Source organism: Corynebacterium lemuris, from assembly GCF_024919295.1.
GTDB lineage: Bacteria > Actinomycetota > Actinomycetes > Mycobacteriales > Mycobacteriaceae > Corynebacterium > Corynebacterium lemuris.
The window spans coordinates 18,619-34,593 of sequence record NZ_JANWTC010000009.1 but is presented as its reverse complement, the minus strand read 5'-3'; the positions used below and the strand labels follow the sequence as shown (position 1 = coordinate 34,593).

Below are 15,975 nucleotides of genomic sequence, written 5' to 3'. Positions count from 1 at the left end.
TGTGCGCCCGGGGGGAATCGAACCCCCACGTCCTAGGACACTGGAACCTAAATCCAGCGCGTCTGCCAGTTCCGCCACGGGCGCCTGCCGGACAATGATACCCACACGTGCAGCCGGGGCCGAAATGGCCGAACTCCACCTTTTGGTGGATGGCGGGTAATCTAGATGGCTGTGAGCGACAACAATGGACAACGACGACAGCAGAAGAAGGTGCGCGCGTCGCACATCATCTTCCTCGCGATCGCCGTGGCCGGGACCCTGGCGCTGGCCTGGTGGCAGTGGACCCGCTTCCAGGCCGGGTCGGGCACATTCCAGAACCTCGGCTACGCCCTGCAGTGGCCCCTGTTCGGCCTCTTCTTCATCTTCGCCTACCGCAAGTACATGCAGTACGAGAACGAGATGATCGAGGCCGCCAACAACGCCGAGGACCCCGACTTCCTGTACGAGGCCGACGCGAAACTGTTCGAGGACCAGGTCACCGAGATCAACGAGGACTTCCTGCCCGAACGCCCGACCATCGACGTCGACACCTTCAACGAGCTGAACACGCCCCGGCGGGGGCGTCGACAAGCAGACACCGACCTGACTGGAGACAGCGACACATGACCACCACCTCGACCGCCCCGAAGATCCACCCCGAACGCCAGAAGCGGGTGCAGTCCGCGCTGAGTATCTTCTCGGTCTCAGCGTGGATCACCGGCGTGTTCCTCATCCTGCTGGTCATCCGCATGGTGATGGAGTACGTGCTCAACATGGCGATGCCCACCTGGGCCACCTGGGTGGCGATCCTCCACGGCTGGGCCTACATGATCTACCTGCTGGCCACCCTCAACCTCGGCCTGAAGGCCCGCTGGAAGCCCGCCGTGTGGTTCACCACCGCCATCTCCGGCGTCGTGCCCTTCCTCTCCTTCATCGTCGAGGCGAACCGACGCCGCGAGGTGAAGGAGAAGTTCCGCCTGGCCTGACGGGTTGACGCAGAAGGGGCGCAGTTCAATGCATGAACTGCGCCCCTTTTCCTGTGGAGATCAGTCGAAGACCACGGTGCGGTTGCCGTAGACCAGCACCCGGTCCTCCAGATGCCAGCGCAGGCCGCGGGCGAGGACGTTCTTCTCCGCGTCCCGGCCCAGGCGCTGCATCTCCTCCGGAGTATCCTTGTGGGTCACCCGGATGACGTCCTGCTCGATGATGGGACCGTCATCCAGATCCGAGGTGGCGAAATGGCACGTCGCGCCGATGAGCTTCACGCCGCGCTGGTGCGCCTGGTGGTACGGACGCGCCCCCATGAATGAGGGCAGGAAGCTGTGGTGGATGTTGAGCACCTTTCCGGACCACATCTCGCAGAAATCCGGCGGCAGAATCTGCATGAACCGGGCCATGACGATGGCGTCGGGAGTGTAGGAGTTCACGATCTCCCCGACCTCCTCGAAGGCCCTCCGCTTGCCGACGGCGTCCTTCGGGAACGGCACATGATAGAACGGCACCCCGTGGTTGTCCGCAATATAGGAGAGGTTGTCGTGGTTGCCCACCACGGCCACGACCTCCATCGGATAGTCATTCTCCGCCACCCGCCCGAGCAGGTCATGCAGGCAGTGCCCCTCCCGGGAGACCAGGATGACGACCTTCTTCAGCTCCGCGGTGTCCCACAGGCGCCACTGCGCCTTCGGGCCGAACTCCTCCGCCACGGGAGCGAATGCCTCCCGCAGTTCCTCGATGTCCATGTCCACCGAATCCGCACGGATAGCCTGCCGGGTGAAAAACCAGTTGTTCTCCGGATCCGTGAAATAGGCGGCCTCCGTGATCCAACCACCCTTCTCCGCGAGGAAGGTGGACAGGCGGGCCACGATGCCGGTGCCGTCAGGGCAGCCGAGGGTGAGAACGTACTGGCGCTCCGTGGTCAGCCCACTCGGGCGATTCCGGGGATCGTCAATGTTGTGCGGGGTCATTTCTGGAAGCCTAGCCGACGCCGACGAGGGGTTCAGAGCCGAGGTCGGCACCTGTCCGACGACAGGTGCTCCTACTGTTCGGGGGTGGTCGAACGGGTGTTTGCCACTGAGGCCTTGACGTGGGCGGCGATGGCGCTATGGTCGAACATGAAAGCGAACATATCAGGGGGATTAACGTGGACGCTGACCACCTCAGCACACTCATCCGACGAATCAACAGCAGCTACCTGGAACTCTCCGCCCTCATGACCGACCCTGCCGGGATGGATTTCGACCGGATCCGGCCCGAATTCGAGCGGCTTGAGGAGGCGGCCGCCCACAAGGGCTACATCGATGCCGCCTTCGCCTACGCCGCCGACCGCGCCGGCGCGGGGAAGTATGTCGGTGCGGTACACCCGGTGGAGTATCTGACCCGCGCGCTGGGGCTGTCGCGGGCGGAGGCACGCTCCCGCCTCCAACGCGGGGAAGCCTTGTTCGCCCCGCCGAAACCACCACCGCAACCGGAAGGACCCGCCGAGGATGAGGCCGAGGAACAGCGTCGGCGTGCGGCCGAGACCGAGCGTCTGCACCGCGAACATCAGGCCCAGCGCCAGGCCCGCGACGCCGCCCGGAAGGCAGCCTCCGCGGAGAAACAGACGATGATCACCCGCGAACTGGCACACCTCAACGCCCACTGCGAGCCCAGCTACCAGCAGCTGCTCGCCCTGGCCCTGGCCGAGGCTCAGCACCGCGGACTCGAGGACCTGCGCACCTGGCTGCGCGGGCGTATCCGGGAGGCCAACCGGCGCGGCCGGACCCCGGAGGGCAGGAAGGACCCCTTCGCCGCGGCCCGCAAACGCCGGCTGAGCATCGGAGCCCAGGACGCCGACGGCGGTGCCCACGTGTCGATGTACCTCGACGCCGCCGGTCTGGCCACTCTCCAGGCCGCTCTCGCACCGGGCAGGCGCCCCGGGGTCAATGCCTCGGTACCCGCGGAGGAGGATCAGCGCCCCATGCCCGCACGCCTGGTGGATCAACTCATGGTGGTCGTGGCGGCCTACCTGTCCTCCGACTCCGCCCAGACCCGCCAGGGTGTGGGCTCGGTGGCGGTGTCGATGACCGCGGCCGAACTGAAGGGATTGGAGGCTGCGGACCGGTTCCCCGCCACCACCGGCCATCTGCTCGGCCCGGGCGATATCCTGCGGCTGGGTGCGGCACGTTATGACCTGGGCGTGCTCCACGATGATCACGGCCGGGTGCTGCATCTGGGGCGCACGCGGCGTTCGGCCAGTCTGGCTCAGCGGCTGGCCCTGTTCGCCCAGGAGCTGTGCTGCACCCGCCCCGGGTGCACGGTGGGGGCCGGGGAGGCGGACATCCACCACATCCGTTCCTGGTTGGCCGGGGGTGGCACCGACATCGAGAACCTGACCATCCTGTGCCGCAGCCACCACAGCGCCAACCGTGACAGGCGCGACGGGGCCGGCGGGCTGGGCCACATGGACAAGGACCCGGAGACCGGACGGACGGGGTGGTGCCCACCCGGAGGCGGGCAGCTGGAGTTCAACGACACCGAATTCCAGCAGCACTCCGCCGGCGCGAAGATCCGGCGCCACCGCGGAAAGGAGGATCCGGTCAGCGGGCGGCCAAGTGCCGGATGACCTCCACCAGCTGCGCCAGCGCCTTGCCGCGGTGCGACAGGGAGTTCTTCTCCTCCGGTGTCAGCTGCGCGGAGGAACGCCCCGCCGCGATCTCATCGGCGGGCAGGAAGAGGGGGTCATAACCGAAGCCGTTCTCCCCCACCGGCTCCCGCAGCAGGGTGCCCTCCCACCGGCCCTCCGCGACATGCTCCTCCCCCTCCGGGGTGACCAGTGCGCACACCGAGACGAAAGCGCAGGCACGCCGCCCGTCGGGGACGTGTGCCATCTGACCGAGCAGAAGAGCGTTGTTGGCCTCGTCATCACCGTGGCGGCCCGACCACCGGGCGGAGAGGACACCTGGCATGCCGTTGAGCTCCTCCACCGCCAGACCCGAGTCATCGGCGATGCACACCAGGCCGGTGGCCCGGGCACCTGCGCGCGCCTTGATCAGGGCGTTGTCGGCGAAGGTACGGCCGTCCTCGACAGGTTCCCCGTAGGCCGGGGCCTGACTGAGGGGGAGCAGCTCGACACCGGCGACATCGGCCCCGGCCAGGATGCGCTCCAGCTCGCTGAGTTTCCTGGTGTTGTTCGAGGCGACGAGGATCTGCATCAGATCCCCAGGGCGGCGCGCTGGGCGGCGATGAGCTCATGGCAGCCCTTCTCCGCGGAGTCCAGCATGAGGCCGAGCTGTTCCCGGCTGAAGTCGCCGTTCTCACCGGTGCCCTGGATCTCTACGAAGTTGCCCCTCTCCGTCATGACGACGTTGAGGTCGACCTCTGCGCGTGAGTCCTCCTCGTAGGGCAGGTCGAGGCAGACGTTGCCGTCGACCAGACCGACGGAGACGGCGACGACCGGCGGGAGGAGCGGCTCACCGGGTACCACGCCCTCCGCCTTGAGGACGGCGATGGCGTCGGCCAGGGCGACGTAGGCGCCGGTGATGGAGGCGGTACGGGTACCGCCGTCGGCCTGCAGGACGTCGCAGTCGATGTTGATGGTGTTCTCTCCGAGCTGGCTGAGGTCGACGGCGGCACGCAGGGAGCGGCCGATGAGGCGGGAGATCTCGTGGGTGCGGCCCTTGACCTTGCCGCGCATGGATTCGCGCGGCATGCGGTCGTGGGTGGCTGCGGGCAGCATGGCGTATTCGGCGGTGAGCCAGCCTTCGCCGGAGTCGCGCTTGAAGCGGGGGACGCCGTGTTCGACGCTGGCGGTGCACATGACCCGGGTGTTGCCGAACTCGACGAGGACGGAGCCGGCGGGGTTGGAGGTGAAACCGCGGGTGATGCGGACGGTACGCAGCTGGTCGAGGGCGCGGCCGTCGGCACGCTGGAAGTCAGAAGTCATGTCCTACAGGCTACCTGCGGACCCTCAGACCTCCAGGACGAGTCCCTGGCTGCCTATCTCGATGGGGCCGTCGAACTCGGAGCGGGCGGCCTCGAGGGTGGCGTCGATGTCACCCCACGGCGGGATGTGCACGAGGACGAGCTTCTTCACCCCGGCCAGGCGGGCCGCCCGGCCGGCCTGGTGGCCGGTGAGGTGCATGCTGGGCGGGAAGTCCTCGCCGCCGCACCAGGTGGCCTCGCAGAGGAAGAGATCGGCACCGCGGGCACATTCGATGAGCTCGTCGGTCCAGCCGGTGTCGCCGGAGTAGGCGAGGGTCCTGCCGGAGGTGTGTTCGGTGAGCCGGAGGCTGTAGGACTCGACGGGGTGGACCGCTGCAAAGGGCTCGATGGAGATCCGGCCGAGGATGTGTTCCTCACCGATCTGCCAGGGGGCGAAGGCGAAGGTGTCGGACATGTCGTCGATCTCGCCGGGGCCGTCGGCGGAGAGCCGGCCCAGGTGGGTGAGCGTCTTGGAGGGACCGAAGCACAGATTCCGGCCCTTGGCGGGGGCGGTGGGGTGGAAGCGGCGCCACACCAGGAGTGAGGGGAAGTCGAGGCAGTGGTCAGCGTGCAGGTGAGAGAGGACGACGTGGGCGTCGCAGGGATCCTGGATCTCCTGGAGTTTGCCCAGCGCCCCGGGCCCGATGTCCATGAGGACCGCCGGGGAGTTGTCGGTGGTCACGAGGTAGCCGGAGGCCGGGTTCGTGGGTCCGCCGAGACTGCCGGAACTGCCGAGGATGGTCACCTTCATGACGCTACTGTGCCACGGGATTCCAGTTTTCTCGAACGCAACGCACAGAATACCGCCGGATTGTGAAGGCCCCGTCGCCGCTACAGTCCTGTGGCCTGGTGCACCTGGCCGAGACGGGGACCGAGGAAACGTTCGGAGAGCAGGGCGAATTTCTCCGGGTCGCCGGTCGACTCGAATTCCCGGACCGGCAGGGGACCGGTCTCCGGGTCGGCGAGGAGGTCCTCGCGGGTGAGCACCCGCAGCACATCCTTCGCGGTTTCCTCGGCGGAGGAGACGAGGGTGACGTGGTCTCCGATGGCCAGCTGGATCACGCCGGAGATCAGGGGGTAATGGGTGCAGCCGAGCACGAGCGTGTCGACGCCCGCCGCCTGCAGCGGCTCCACGTAGGCTTCAGCGACCCCGAGGATCTGGCGACCGGAGGTGATGCCCCGTTCCACGAAGTCGACGAAGCTGGGGCAGGCCTGGGCATGGGCCTGGACATCCGGGGTGATGGCGAAGAGATCCTGGTACACACCGGAGTTGATGGTGCCCACCGTGCCGATCACCCCGACGTGTCCGTTGCGGGTGGTGGCCATGGCGCGGCGGACGGCGGGCTGGATGACCTCGACGACGGGGACGTCGTAACGCTCGCGCGCGTCGTGGAGGAAGGCCGCCGATGCGGTGTTGCAGGCGATGACGAGCATCTTGCAGCCCCGCTCCACAAGTTCATCGGCGATGCGGGTCGCGTGTTCGCGGACCTGGGCGATGGGCAGCGGGCCGTAGGGGCCGTGGGCGGTGTCGCCGATGTAGATGAGGGATTCGTGGGGCAGCTGATCCATGATGGTGCGGGCGACCGTCAGGCCGCCGACGCCGGAGTCGAAGATGCCGATGGGGGCTGTCCGGGGAGTGGTCACGGCGACCATGCTAGCTGGCGGCGTCCCGCTTCCCCGCGGTACCCAGGACGCGGACGATCTTGCTCAGGGCCTCGCTGAACTGCTCCCGTTCCTCCGGTTCGAGGTTGTCGAAGATGAGTCGGCGTACCTCGGACACGTGCCCGGGGGTCGTCTCGCGGAGCAGTCCCAGGCCCTCTTCGGTGAGCTGGGCCAGGGTGGAGCGGCCGTCCTCCGGGTCGGGCAGCCGGCGGACGGTGCCCTGTTTCTCCAGGCGGGTGATCACCCGGGAGAGGTGGGACAGTGTCATGTCCGCGGCGGCGGCCAGTTCGCTCATCCGCAGCGTGTTGCCCTCCGCCGCCCACAGGCGGGAAAGTGCAAAATAGTCATAGTGGCTGATGCCGGCGTCGCGCTTGAGCTGCGCCTCAAGCCGGGCCGGCAGCCATACCTGGAATGACCAGATGTTCCGCCAGGTCTCCGATTCCTGATCAGACAGCCATCCCTCAGGCTGGTTATTCATTCTTCCTCATCCCAGAAGGCGTTCTCGTAATTCAGACTTAACATACCTGAGCACCTAAGAATCAATTAAGCCATAGTGCACCGCTTATGCTACCGCAGCCCGCGTGGTGTTCGCCCACCGCCCTGCTCAAGAGCTTTTCGACGCCGCGTCGCCTGCAGCGCCGGCGGATCGTCGGAGGTGATGAACATGCCTGCGGCGACGCCACCGACCGCACCGAACAGGTGCGCCTGCCAGGACACCCCCGGCACCCCCGGAAGCAGACCCCAGACCAGGCCTGAGTAGGCGATTCCCAGACCGATGCCGACGACCACCTGGAGCATGTCCCGGTTGAAGAAGCCGCGGACGAGGAGGTAGGCCAACCAGCCGTAGACGAGTCCCGAGGCACCGATGTGGTTGGTCCCCACCCCGCCCAGCAACCACACGCCGACGCCGTCAATGAGAACCACCAGGAGGGTGACCTCCCACCACACGCGAGCACGCGACATTCCTATGAGGAAGCTGAAAATTGCCCCCGGAATGGTGTTAGAGATGAGGTGTTCGAAGTTCGCGTGCAGCAGCGGAGCGGTGAAAATATGCCACACCGCGGAAAGATCGAGCGGGTGGACCCCGAAAAACACCAGGTTTCCCCGGAATACGAGAACGTTGACGAGGTGGACCGCCCAGATGACGACCACATATCCGGCGGCGAAGATCAGGCCGGAACGGATCGCCGACCGGCCTTTCCGGGCGGTGTTCCGCGCGAGCGCTGAAGGCCCCGGAACAGAGGGAGGGACAGGTGGCTGGCTCATGGCCCCCCACTTTAATGATTCAGCTCAGCCGGCGATGATCTCCGACCAGATCCCCAGGCCGTGGCCGGGCACAGCTGCTGTCACCGCATCGACGAGCGCCGCCTGCACCACTCCGGCGGCCGCCGCCGAGAGTTCGTGCAGCACCCCCACCGGAACCCCGCCCGTCTCAGCGGCCGTCGAGACCGCGAAGAGGGTGTCACCGTCGAGGGGCGAGTGCGCCGGCCGGACCGCCCGGGCGATGCCGTCATGGCCGGCGAGGGCCAGACGGGTGGCCTGGGCCACCGTCACCGGCGCGTCGGTGGCCACCACCCCGATGGTGGTGTTCAGCCTGGCGGCGGGATGTTCGAGCTGCCCGAAGCGCACCAGATCCACCGCCGGACGGGACGGGTCGCCCCACAGCAGCCCGGTGGCGGGGTCGATGACCTCCCCGACCGGGTTCGCCACCAGCAGGGCGGAGACCGTGTGCTCCCCCACCACCTGGGAGGCCTGCCCGATTCCGCCGCGCAGCACCCCGGCGGTCGCCCCGCAGCCGGCCCCCACGTTGCCCCGCGCCTGCGGATCCATTCCCCCGGCCAGCGCGGCCCGCACCGCCGCGGCCCCGTCCGCCGCGGTCGGCCGGTGGGTGGGGTCGCCGACGAAGAGGTCGAAGATGACGGCAGCCGGGACGATCGGGACGCGGGGGCCTGGCCGCCCCTCCCCCAGCACGGGGAAACCCCGCCCGGCGCGCTCGAGCTCCCCCATCGCCCCGTCCGCGGCGGCGAGACCGAAGGCCGAACCACCGGCCAGAATGATCGCGTGGACCCGTTCCACCGTGTTGTGCGGGGCCAGCAGGTCAGTTTCCCGGGTGCCGGGGCCCCCGCCACGGACGTCGACACCTGCGGTCATGCCTGCCGGGGAGGCGGCGACGACGGCGGTGACGCCTGTGTCGTCGAGGGAGGTGTGGCCGAGGAGGAGCCCGGGGACGTCGATGAGCGAGGACACGTCAGCCCGCGAGCACGGAGAGGAGGCTGTCCTGGTTGTAGCCGAGCCACTCGACCAGGTTGTCCCGCTCAGCGCGGGCCTCCTCGCCACCGGTATCGTCCGCGGCGAGGTAGAGGCGCAGGTCGTTGAGGCCGGCGAGGAAGGCGTGCGCCTCCTCCTCGCTGAGGCTGATCTCGACGCCGCCGTCGGGGCCGACCTTCTCCGCGACCACCTGCAGGTTGGACAGTTTCGCACGGCAGATGTCGTTCTCATGCAGGCTGCGCAGGAGGGAATTGTCGCCGTCGTACTCCTCGTCGCCGTCACGCTCGAAGTCCGGCAGCAGACGCGCCAGACCGGGGTTCTGGGGGGCATTCTTGTGGCCCGAGGGGATGCCGGTCAGCTCCGAGAGTTCATCCTTCGGGGCCGACTGTGCCCGGGCCATGATCGCCTCACTCACTGCGGCAGCGAGGTTGCCCAGCACCTCCCGCTCCAGCGGTTCCAGGACCGTGTGGTACCGCGGGGCCCGCATGAGCCCCTTCTTCCGACGCCATTCCTGCAAATTCGTTCCCTCTCCTAACCGGCCTGCTGCATCGTGGCCCACAGGCCCGCGGTATGCAGCTTCTTCACGTCGCCCTCAACCTTGTCCTTCTCACCGGTGGAGACGACGGCCTTACCCTCTGTGTGGACCTGCATCATCAGTTCCGTCGCCCGCTTGCGGCCGTAGCCGAGGACCGTCTGGAAGACATAGGTCACGTAACTCATGAGGTTGACCGGGTCATCCCACACGATGCACATCCACGGCAGGTTCTCCGCCGTGGCGACATCCACCTCGATCGCCTCATCGAGCTCCGGGGTCGCCATCGGGGACCCCATTCCGGGTGAGCTCATCACATGTGGACCTTTCATGCACCTCAGCCTAGTCAAGTGTCCGCCGGGAGCGCAGGGCGGCAGGCCCACAGGTGCGGTGCGGGCCCGGTGGAGGATCAGGTGACCGGAAGGTATGTTCTTTGACTGTCCCATCAACCGTGGTTGCATGATCCTGTCCGCATGCCGGCACCGCGCAGCCACGCCGCACCCGAACACTGAGAAAGGGGTCTTCCGTGATCCGCAGGCAGTCCGCACTCTGGAACTCCCCCCTCGAACTCCGGGGTCTGCTCTCACAGCTGGGCATGTTCCTGTCCGTGGCCGGGCTGGTCATGACCCTGGTCACCGGGCTCGGCGGTGGTTCCTCCACCCCGGGCAGCCCCTCCGGCGACAGCGGCTACGAGGCACCGGGCCTGGAGAGGCAGGCTGAGCTGGATCAGATCCGCAACGACATCAACCTGGCGATCAAGCACCTGCGCCACAACGAACAGGTGCCGCCGGTGCTCATGGATCCCTTCGAGCTGCAGCCTGCGGCCCAGGAACACGCCGAGAAGGTGGCGGTGTCCGGGGAGCTGCAGAACTCGGGGCAGAACGTCACCATGCTCCAGCACAGCCTGCCGGAGTCGGGGGCCTCCGGCCACGCTTTCCTGGAGGCCTGGTTGCACTCGGAGGCCCACACCGAGGTCGTGCTGGATCCCCGTTACGTCTTCTACGGCATCGGTGTCGCCGTCGGTCACGGCAAGGTGTGGGTGGCGGTGCAGTTCTCGGACTCCTGATCCGCACCGGGCTCCGTTAGAGTGGTCGGTGTGAATCTGAATCAGCCGTCCTCCATTCCGCCGAATCGCTCGACGTCCCTGCTGACGGACATGTATGAGCTGACGATGCTGCAGGCCGCCCTGCGTGACGGGACGGCGCACCGGCAGTGCGCCTTCGAGGTCTTCTCGCGCCGGCTGCCCAATGAGCGCCGTTACGGGGTTGTCGCCGGCACCGCCCGGGTGCTGCGCGCGGTGCAGGACTTCATCTTCACCGAGGAGCAGCTCAGGCACCTGTCCTTCCTCGACGAGCGGACCCTGGACTACCTGCGTGACTACCGCTTCACAGGCCAGATCGACGGCTACCGGGAGGGCGACCTCTACTTCCCCTACTCCCCCATTCTCACGGTGCGGGGCACTTTCGCGGAGTGCGTCATCCTGGAGACGGTGATTCTGTCGATCATGAACGCTGATTCGGCCATCGCCTCGGCTGCGGCCCGCATGGTCACGGCCGCGGACGGGCGGCCGATCATCGAGATGGGTTCGCGCCGCACCCATGAGTACGCTGCGGTGACCGCCTCCCGCGCGGCCTATCTGGCAGGCTTCACGGCCACCTCGAATCTGGAGGCCTCGCACCGCTACGGCATCCCGGCCTCGGGTACGGCGGCGCACGCGTGGACGCTGCTGCACGTCAACGATGACGGCACCCCGAATGAGGCGGCGGCCTTCCAGTCCCAGATCGAGTCGCTGGGTGTGGACACGACGCTGCTGGTGGACACCTATGACATCACGAAGGGCGTGGAGACGGCCATCGAGGTCGCCGGCACCGGCCTAGGTGGGGTCCGGATCGACTCGGGGGATCTGGGTGCCCTGACGCGCCGGGTGCGCAAACAGCTTGACGGGCTCGGCGCGCACAACACGAAGATCGTCGTTTCCTCGGATCTGGATGAGTTCGCCATCGCGGGTCTGCGCGGCGACCCGGTGGACGTGTACGGGGTGGGTACCTCGGTGGTCACCGGTTCCGGTGCGCCCACCGCGGCGATGGTGTACAAGCTCGTCGAGGTGGACGGGCATTCGGTGGCGAAGCGTTCCCGCGGCAAGGCCATGACGGGTTGCGCGAAGCAGGCCGTCCGTACCCACCGTTCCACCGGTGTGGCGGTCGAGGAGATCGTGCACCCCTTCGGTTCCCCCACCCCGGATGTGGGACGCCTGTCGGCCGTGTCTCTGACCGTCCCCCTGGTGCGTGACGGCGTCACCGTGGAGGGTCTGCCCACCCTGAAGGAGTCCCGCGCCTACCTCGCCCAACAGCTGCTGACCCTGCCGTGGGAGGGGCTGGCCCTCTCCCGGGACGAGCCTGCGATCAGTACCCGTTTCGTCGGATTCCCCGCGTAGTGTCCGCAGAACCTCTGAACAATTCCACCGGGGAGCTTCTCGACGCCGCCGTCACCGCCCTCGGCGGTTCCCGCCGCGACGGGCAGGTCGCCATGGCGGAGTCCGTCACCCGCGCCCTGGAGACGGAGCGGCATCTGGCGGTGCAGGCCGGCACGGGTACCGGCAAGTCCCTGGCCTACCTCGTCCCGGCGATCCGGCACGCCCAGGCGACGGATTCGACGGTGATCGTCTCCACCGCGACGATCGCACTGCAGCGCCAGCTCGTCGACCGCGATCTGCCGCGCCTGGTGGAGGCACTGGAACCGGTGATGGAACGCCGCCCCACCTTCGCCATCATGAAGGGCCGTTCCAACTACGTCTGCCTCAACCGGATCGGGGCGGCGGAGGAGCCGGAGGACGCGCTTCTCGACGAGGCCGAGGTCTCCTGGCTCGGACGTCATGTCGCCCGTGTCCACGAGTGGGCCCAGGAGACGGAGACCGGTGACCGGGACGACCTGGAACCCGGCGTGCCGGATCTGGCATGGCGGCAGGTCTCCGTCACGGCCCGGGAGTGCCTGGGGGCCTCCCGCTGCCCGCACGGGGCGGAGTGTTTCGCGGAACTGGCCAAGCGCAAGGCCCAGGATGTGGACGTCGTGGTGACCAACCATGCGCTGCTGGCCATCGACGCCCTCGCGGACATCAACATCCTGCCCGAGCACGATGTGGTGATCATCGACGAGGCCCACGAGCTCGACGGGCGGATCACCTCGGTGGCCACCAACGAACTCTCCCGTACCGCCCTGACCCTGGCCGCCAAACGCGCCGGGAAGCTCGGCGCGGAGGGGGCCGATGACCGGCTGGTGGAGCTGACGGATGACTGGCAGGCGGCCGCCGCCCTGCTGCCCGACGGCCGCTGGACCGACCTGGACGAGGCCGCACGCGGTTCCCTCGTCGGCCTGCGCGACGGCCTGTGGTCCCTGCGGGAGACCATCGGGCGTGCCCCGGAGGGCGAGTCCGCCAACGATCCGGAGAAGGCCGCCGAGCGGCAGAACCTGGCCAACCACCTGCAGGAGCTGCATGACGCGATCGTGCGGATCCTCACCGTATTCGATGAATCCGACCCGGCCGCCCAGCGTGATGTGGTGTGGTTGGAACGCGATGACCGCCGCGGGGATGTCCTCACCGTCGCCCCCCTGTCAGTGGCGGGTCTGCTGCACGAGAAGCTCTTCGGGGAGCAGACCGTGGTGCTCGCCTCCGCGACCCTGACCATCGGCGGGCGTTTCGATACCATGGCCGCATCCTGGGGTCTGCCGAAGGGCAGCTGGGACAGTCTCGACGCCGGCACGCCCTTCGACCCGCGGAAATCGGGCATCCTCTACACCGCCCGCCACCTGCCGGACCCGGGCCGTGACGGCCTGCCGCAGGAGACCCTCGATGAGATCCACGACCTGATCATGGCCGCCGGGGGCCGCACCCTGGGGTTGTTCTCCTCCCGTCGGGCCGCGGAGCAGGCGGCTGCGGCAATGAAGGAACGGTTGCCCTTCGATGTCTACTGCCAGGGTGAGGACACCACCGGTGCGCTGGTGGACAAATTCGCGAAGAACGAGAACGCCTGTCTCTTCGGCACGCTGACCCTGTGGCAGGGTGTGGACGTCCCCGGTTCCGCCTGTTCCCTCGTGCTCATCGACCGGATCCCCTTCCCCCGCCCGGATGATCCGCTGCTGCAGGCCCGCAAGGAGGCCGCCACCGCAGAAGGCCGCAACGGTTTCATGGAGGTCGCTGCCTCGCATGCCGCCCTGCTCATGGCGCAGGGGGCGGGACGGCTGCTGCGTTCCGTCACGGACCGGGGCGTGGTGGCGGTGCTGGACAACCGGCTGGCCACCAAACGCTACGGTTCCTTCCTCCGGGCTTCGATGCCCGCCTTCTGGGAGACAACCGACCCGACTGTGGTGCGCGGGGCGCTGGAACGGCTGGTTATGGCCGGGCAGAAGGGCTGACTCAGCCCACGCCGGGGAAGGCCAGCACCGTCAGTGCATCGGGGGCGACCTCAGTGAAACCGGCGTCCCGGACGGTGACCACACCCGGTCTGCGCACGTGGTCGGCGAAGATCCGGCTGTCCACCTCCCGCACATTGAGCCCGAAGCCACTGGCCGCCCAGCCCCGGACCCACTCCAGGTCCTGCCGGGCGGCCAGCAGCATGCTGGCGTGGCCCACCTGGGCGGCAGCCTTGCCGGTGGTCATCGCCAGACCGTGGTCGAGGAGGATCGTCGGCACCCCCGGGTCGATCTCGCCCGGCGCATCCTGGGGCAGTTCCGTGCCCCGGATCTGGAGCTTGCGTACCAGGGCCGGGGTGTCCCCCACGGCGGAGGGCACGAAGGCGCGGGCCTGAGCGCCGGCGGCGTCGACAGTCACGCCGGGGACCGCCTGCACATCCTCCCAGGCCTTGTTGCGGGCCCGCCGGGCGACCTTCCGGATGAGGTGGCTGTACCAGCCCTCCAACCCCGCCCGCCACGCCGGATCGGTGGCCACCTGGTCATCCAGGCAGACGGCGACGACCGCCCGGGCCGCGGCCGCCAGCAGATCGGTGCGGCGCGGCGGATCAGCCTTCGGGACATGGAGGGCGATCTGCATGGCCTGCACCGTCTCCGGACGATCGGGGTCCTCGGAGCGGTCGTGTCGGTTGCCGCTCACCCGCGCGCACAGGAGGGCGTGCGCCAGGGCCAGCGGATCGGTGGTACCGGAGGTCACTCGGCGGCGAAGTCCGCGCCGACGAACTCCAGGGGGACGCGGCGGTAGGTGCCGTCCTCGAGGTCGGACTCGTCGATCTCCTCACGCGGGATGCCCAGGATGTGCAGCACCTCGTCGAGGAAGGGGTGGTTGACGGAGGTGTCGGCGATCTCCTTCAGCGCCGGCTTGGCGTTGAAGGCGATGCCCAGGCCCGCGGCGGAGAGCATGTCGATGTCGTTGGCACCGTCGCCGACGGCCACGGTCTGGTACATCTGCAGGCCGGAGTCCTCGGCGAACTCGCGCAGCAGCTCGGCCTTCTTGGCGCGGTCGACGACCTCGCCGGTGACGCGGCCGGTGAGCTTGCCGTCGACGATCTCCAGGGTGTTCGCGCGGACGTAATCCAGCTCGAGTTCCTCGGCGAGGTCCTCGAGCACCTGGATGAAGCCGCCGGAGACCACGGCGGTGCGGTAACCCATCTTCTTCAGGGTGCGGATGGTGGTCCGGGCTCCCGGGGTCAGGACGAGATCCTCCGCCACGGCGTCGATGACGGAGGCGTCGAGACCTGCGAGGGTGGCCACGCGCTCGCGCAGGGACTCCTCGAAGTCGAGCTCACCGCGCATGGCGCGTTCGGTGACCTCGGCGACCTCTGCCTCCTTGCCGGCGTGGGCGGCGAGCATCTCGATGACCTCACCGGTGATGAGGGTGGAGTCGCAGTCGAACATGACCAGGCGCTTGGAGCGGCGCAACAGGCCGGCGCGCTCGATGGCGATGTCCACACCCAGTTCGTGGGTGAGTTCGGCGAGTGCCTTGCGCAGTCCCTTACCTCCGCCCGGCTTCGGGTTGGCCACGGTGATCATGAGTTCCAGACCCGTGATCGGGTAGTCGGCGATACCCCGGATGCGGTCGATGTTCGCGCCGTAGTTGGCCAGGGTCTGGCCGATGGCGGAGACGTCGGCGGCGGTGACCGGGTTGCCCAGCACCACGGCGACGTGGGTGGAACGCGGGCTGGAATGCTGCTCCGCGGAGTGCATCTCCACCGTCACGCGCTGGCCGTGGACCTTGAGGGTCTCACTGAGCCCTTCCCGGAGGCGTTCCTCGCGGGCCGGGTCAAGGCCGACGAAGGCGGCGAGGGAGAGGCGGCCACGGAACTGGGACTGCTCGACGTCGAGAAGCTGGACGTTGTATGAGGACAGCACGCGGAAGAAGGCGGCGGTCACACCGGGCCGATCGTGGCCGGAGAGGGTGATGACGGCGGATTCCAGACCCGGCTGCAGGCTGACCTGCAGTCCTTCGGAGCTGTCGGGGACGGCGGGGGATGCATCAATGTCTACCACGGAGATCATTCTTTCATGAGGGGTCGTTTTAAACACGCCGGAACCCCCGGCAGAGAATTCTGCCGGGGGTTGGGGAGTCAGTCGGAGGAGACTACGTCCAG

General features: G+C 68.1%; 18 protein-coding genes and 1 tRNA gene. 6 read left to right on the top strand and 13 right to left on the bottom strand.

Annotated features, from left to right (window positions below; genetic code table 11):
* Positions 1-2: 2 nt before the first annotated feature.
* Positions 3-84 (bottom strand) — tRNA-Leu (locus NYP18_RS11540).
* Between the two features lie 87 nt (positions 85-171).
* On the opposite strand from NYP18_RS11540, the gene NYP18_RS11535 reads away from it, so the two are divergent.
* Entirely contained in the window at positions 172-606 is a 435-nt protein-coding gene (locus tag NYP18_RS11535; RefSeq protein WP_241228370.1) for a hypothetical protein, read from the top strand.
* Entirely contained in the window at positions 603-965 is a 363-nt protein-coding gene (locus tag NYP18_RS11530; protein WP_259428347.1) for a DUF3817 domain-containing protein, read from the top strand. Before NYP18_RS11535 ends, NYP18_RS11530 begins: the two co-directional genes overlap by 4 nt.
* 60 nt (positions 966-1,025) lie before the next feature.
* Here the strand turns inward: NYP18_RS11530 and purU are convergent, their stop codons facing one another.
* Positions 1,026-1,943 (bottom strand): formyltetrahydrofolate deformylase, encoded by a 918-nt coding sequence (purU, locus tag NYP18_RS11525; protein WP_259428346.1) that lies wholly within the window; start codon positions 1,941-1,943, stop codon positions 1,026-1,028.
* Positions 1,944-2,119: 176 nt separating this feature from the next.
* On the opposite strand from purU, the gene NYP18_RS15555 reads away from it, so the two are divergent.
* A complete protein-coding gene (locus NYP18_RS15555) occupies positions 2,120-3,580 on the top strand; it encodes an HNH endonuclease signature motif containing protein (protein WP_259428344.1) in 1,461 nt (486 codons plus the stop codon).
* On the opposite strand, the gene rdgB is transcribed toward NYP18_RS15555, so the two are convergent.
* From rdgB to clpS, 9 genes are all read right to left on the bottom strand, one after another.
* The gene (rdgB, locus tag NYP18_RS11515) at positions 3,555-4,169 is read right to left on the bottom strand and encodes an RdgB/HAM1 family non-canonical purine NTP pyrophosphatase (RefSeq protein ID WP_259428343.1); all 615 of its coding nucleotides are present in this window, start codon (positions 4,167-4,169) and stop codon (positions 3,555-3,557) included. The genes NYP18_RS15555 and rdgB overlap by 26 nt on opposite strands.
* Positions 4,169-4,900, bottom strand: coding sequence for a ribonuclease PH (rph, locus tag NYP18_RS11510; protein WP_259428342.1), 732 nt, complete (start codon positions 4,898-4,900; stop codon positions 4,169-4,171). The genes rdgB and rph overlap by 1 nt, the downstream gene beginning before the upstream one ends.
* A gap of 24 nt (positions 4,901-4,924) precedes the next feature.
* Positions 4,925-5,689 (bottom strand): MBL fold metallo-hydrolase, encoded by a 765-nt coding sequence (locus tag NYP18_RS11505; protein ID WP_259428341.1) that lies wholly within the window; start codon positions 5,687-5,689, stop codon positions 4,925-4,927.
* A gap of 80 nt (positions 5,690-5,769) precedes the next feature.
* The gene (gene murI, locus NYP18_RS11500) at positions 5,770-6,591 is read right to left on the bottom strand and encodes a glutamate racemase (protein ID WP_439648091.1); all 822 of its coding nucleotides are present in this window, start codon (positions 6,589-6,591) and stop codon (positions 5,770-5,772) included.
* A gap of 1 nt (position 6,592) precedes the next feature.
* Positions 6,593-7,078, bottom strand: a complete 486-nt coding sequence (locus NYP18_RS11495; RefSeq protein ID WP_259428339.1) for a MarR family winged helix-turn-helix transcriptional regulator — start codon at positions 7,076-7,078, stop codon at positions 6,593-6,595.
* 89 nt (positions 7,079-7,167) lie between these two features.
* Positions 7,168-7,866 carry a rhomboid family intramembrane serine protease gene (locus NYP18_RS11490; protein ID WP_259428338.1) on the bottom strand — a complete coding sequence of 233 codons (699 nt, stop codon included), beginning with the start codon at positions 7,864-7,866 and terminating at the stop codon, positions 7,168-7,170.
* A 24-nt stretch (positions 7,867-7,890) separates the two neighbouring features.
* On the bottom strand, positions 7,891-8,847 hold the full coding sequence (locus NYP18_RS11485) for a P1 family peptidase (protein WP_259428337.1): 957 nt from the start codon (positions 8,845-8,847) through the stop codon (positions 7,891-7,893).
* Position 8,848: 1 nt separating this feature from the next.
* Positions 8,849-9,385 carry a DUF2017 domain-containing protein gene (locus tag NYP18_RS11480; RefSeq protein ID WP_259428336.1) on the bottom strand — a complete coding sequence of 179 codons (537 nt, stop codon included), beginning with the start codon at positions 9,383-9,385 and terminating at the stop codon, positions 8,849-8,851.
* 14 nt (positions 9,386-9,399) lie between these two features.
* Positions 9,400-9,699, bottom strand: a complete 300-nt coding sequence (gene clpS, locus NYP18_RS11475; protein WP_439648094.1) for an ATP-dependent Clp protease adapter ClpS — start codon at positions 9,697-9,699, stop codon at positions 9,400-9,402.
* A gap of 227 nt (positions 9,700-9,926) precedes the next feature.
* Between clpS and NYP18_RS11470 the strand changes: the two genes are divergently transcribed.
* The 3 genes from NYP18_RS11470 to NYP18_RS11460 are packed head-to-tail and all read left to right on the top strand — an operon-like array spanning position 9,927 to position 13,810.
* Positions 9,927-10,466: a CAP domain-containing protein gene (locus NYP18_RS11470; RefSeq protein ID WP_259428334.1), complete on the top strand. Its 540-nt coding sequence runs from the start codon at positions 9,927-9,929 to the stop codon at positions 10,464-10,466.
* A 30-nt stretch (positions 10,467-10,496) separates the two neighbouring features.
* Positions 10,497-11,834 (top strand): nicotinate phosphoribosyltransferase, encoded by a 1,338-nt coding sequence (locus NYP18_RS11465; protein WP_439648090.1) that lies wholly within the window; start codon positions 10,497-10,499, stop codon positions 11,832-11,834.
* Positions 11,834-13,810 carry an ATP-dependent DNA helicase gene (locus NYP18_RS11460; RefSeq protein WP_259428333.1) on the top strand — a complete coding sequence of 659 codons (1,977 nt, stop codon included), beginning with the start codon at positions 11,834-11,836 and terminating at the stop codon, positions 13,808-13,810. The genes NYP18_RS11465 and NYP18_RS11460 overlap by 1 nt, the downstream gene beginning before the upstream one ends.
* A 1-nt stretch (position 13,811) precedes the next feature.
* Here NYP18_RS11460 and NYP18_RS11455 read toward each other — a convergent pair whose 3' ends face one another.
* Positions 13,812-14,561 (bottom strand): peptidyl-tRNA hydrolase, encoded by a 750-nt coding sequence (locus NYP18_RS11455; RefSeq protein ID WP_259428332.1) that lies wholly within the window; start codon positions 14,559-14,561, stop codon positions 13,812-13,814.
* Positions 14,558-15,883 (bottom strand): phosphoserine phosphatase SerB, encoded by a 1,326-nt coding sequence (serB, locus tag NYP18_RS11450; RefSeq protein WP_259428331.1) that lies wholly within the window; start codon positions 15,881-15,883, stop codon positions 14,558-14,560. Before serB ends, NYP18_RS11455 begins: the two co-directional genes overlap by 4 nt.
* Between the last annotated feature and the right edge of the window lie 92 nt (positions 15,884-15,975).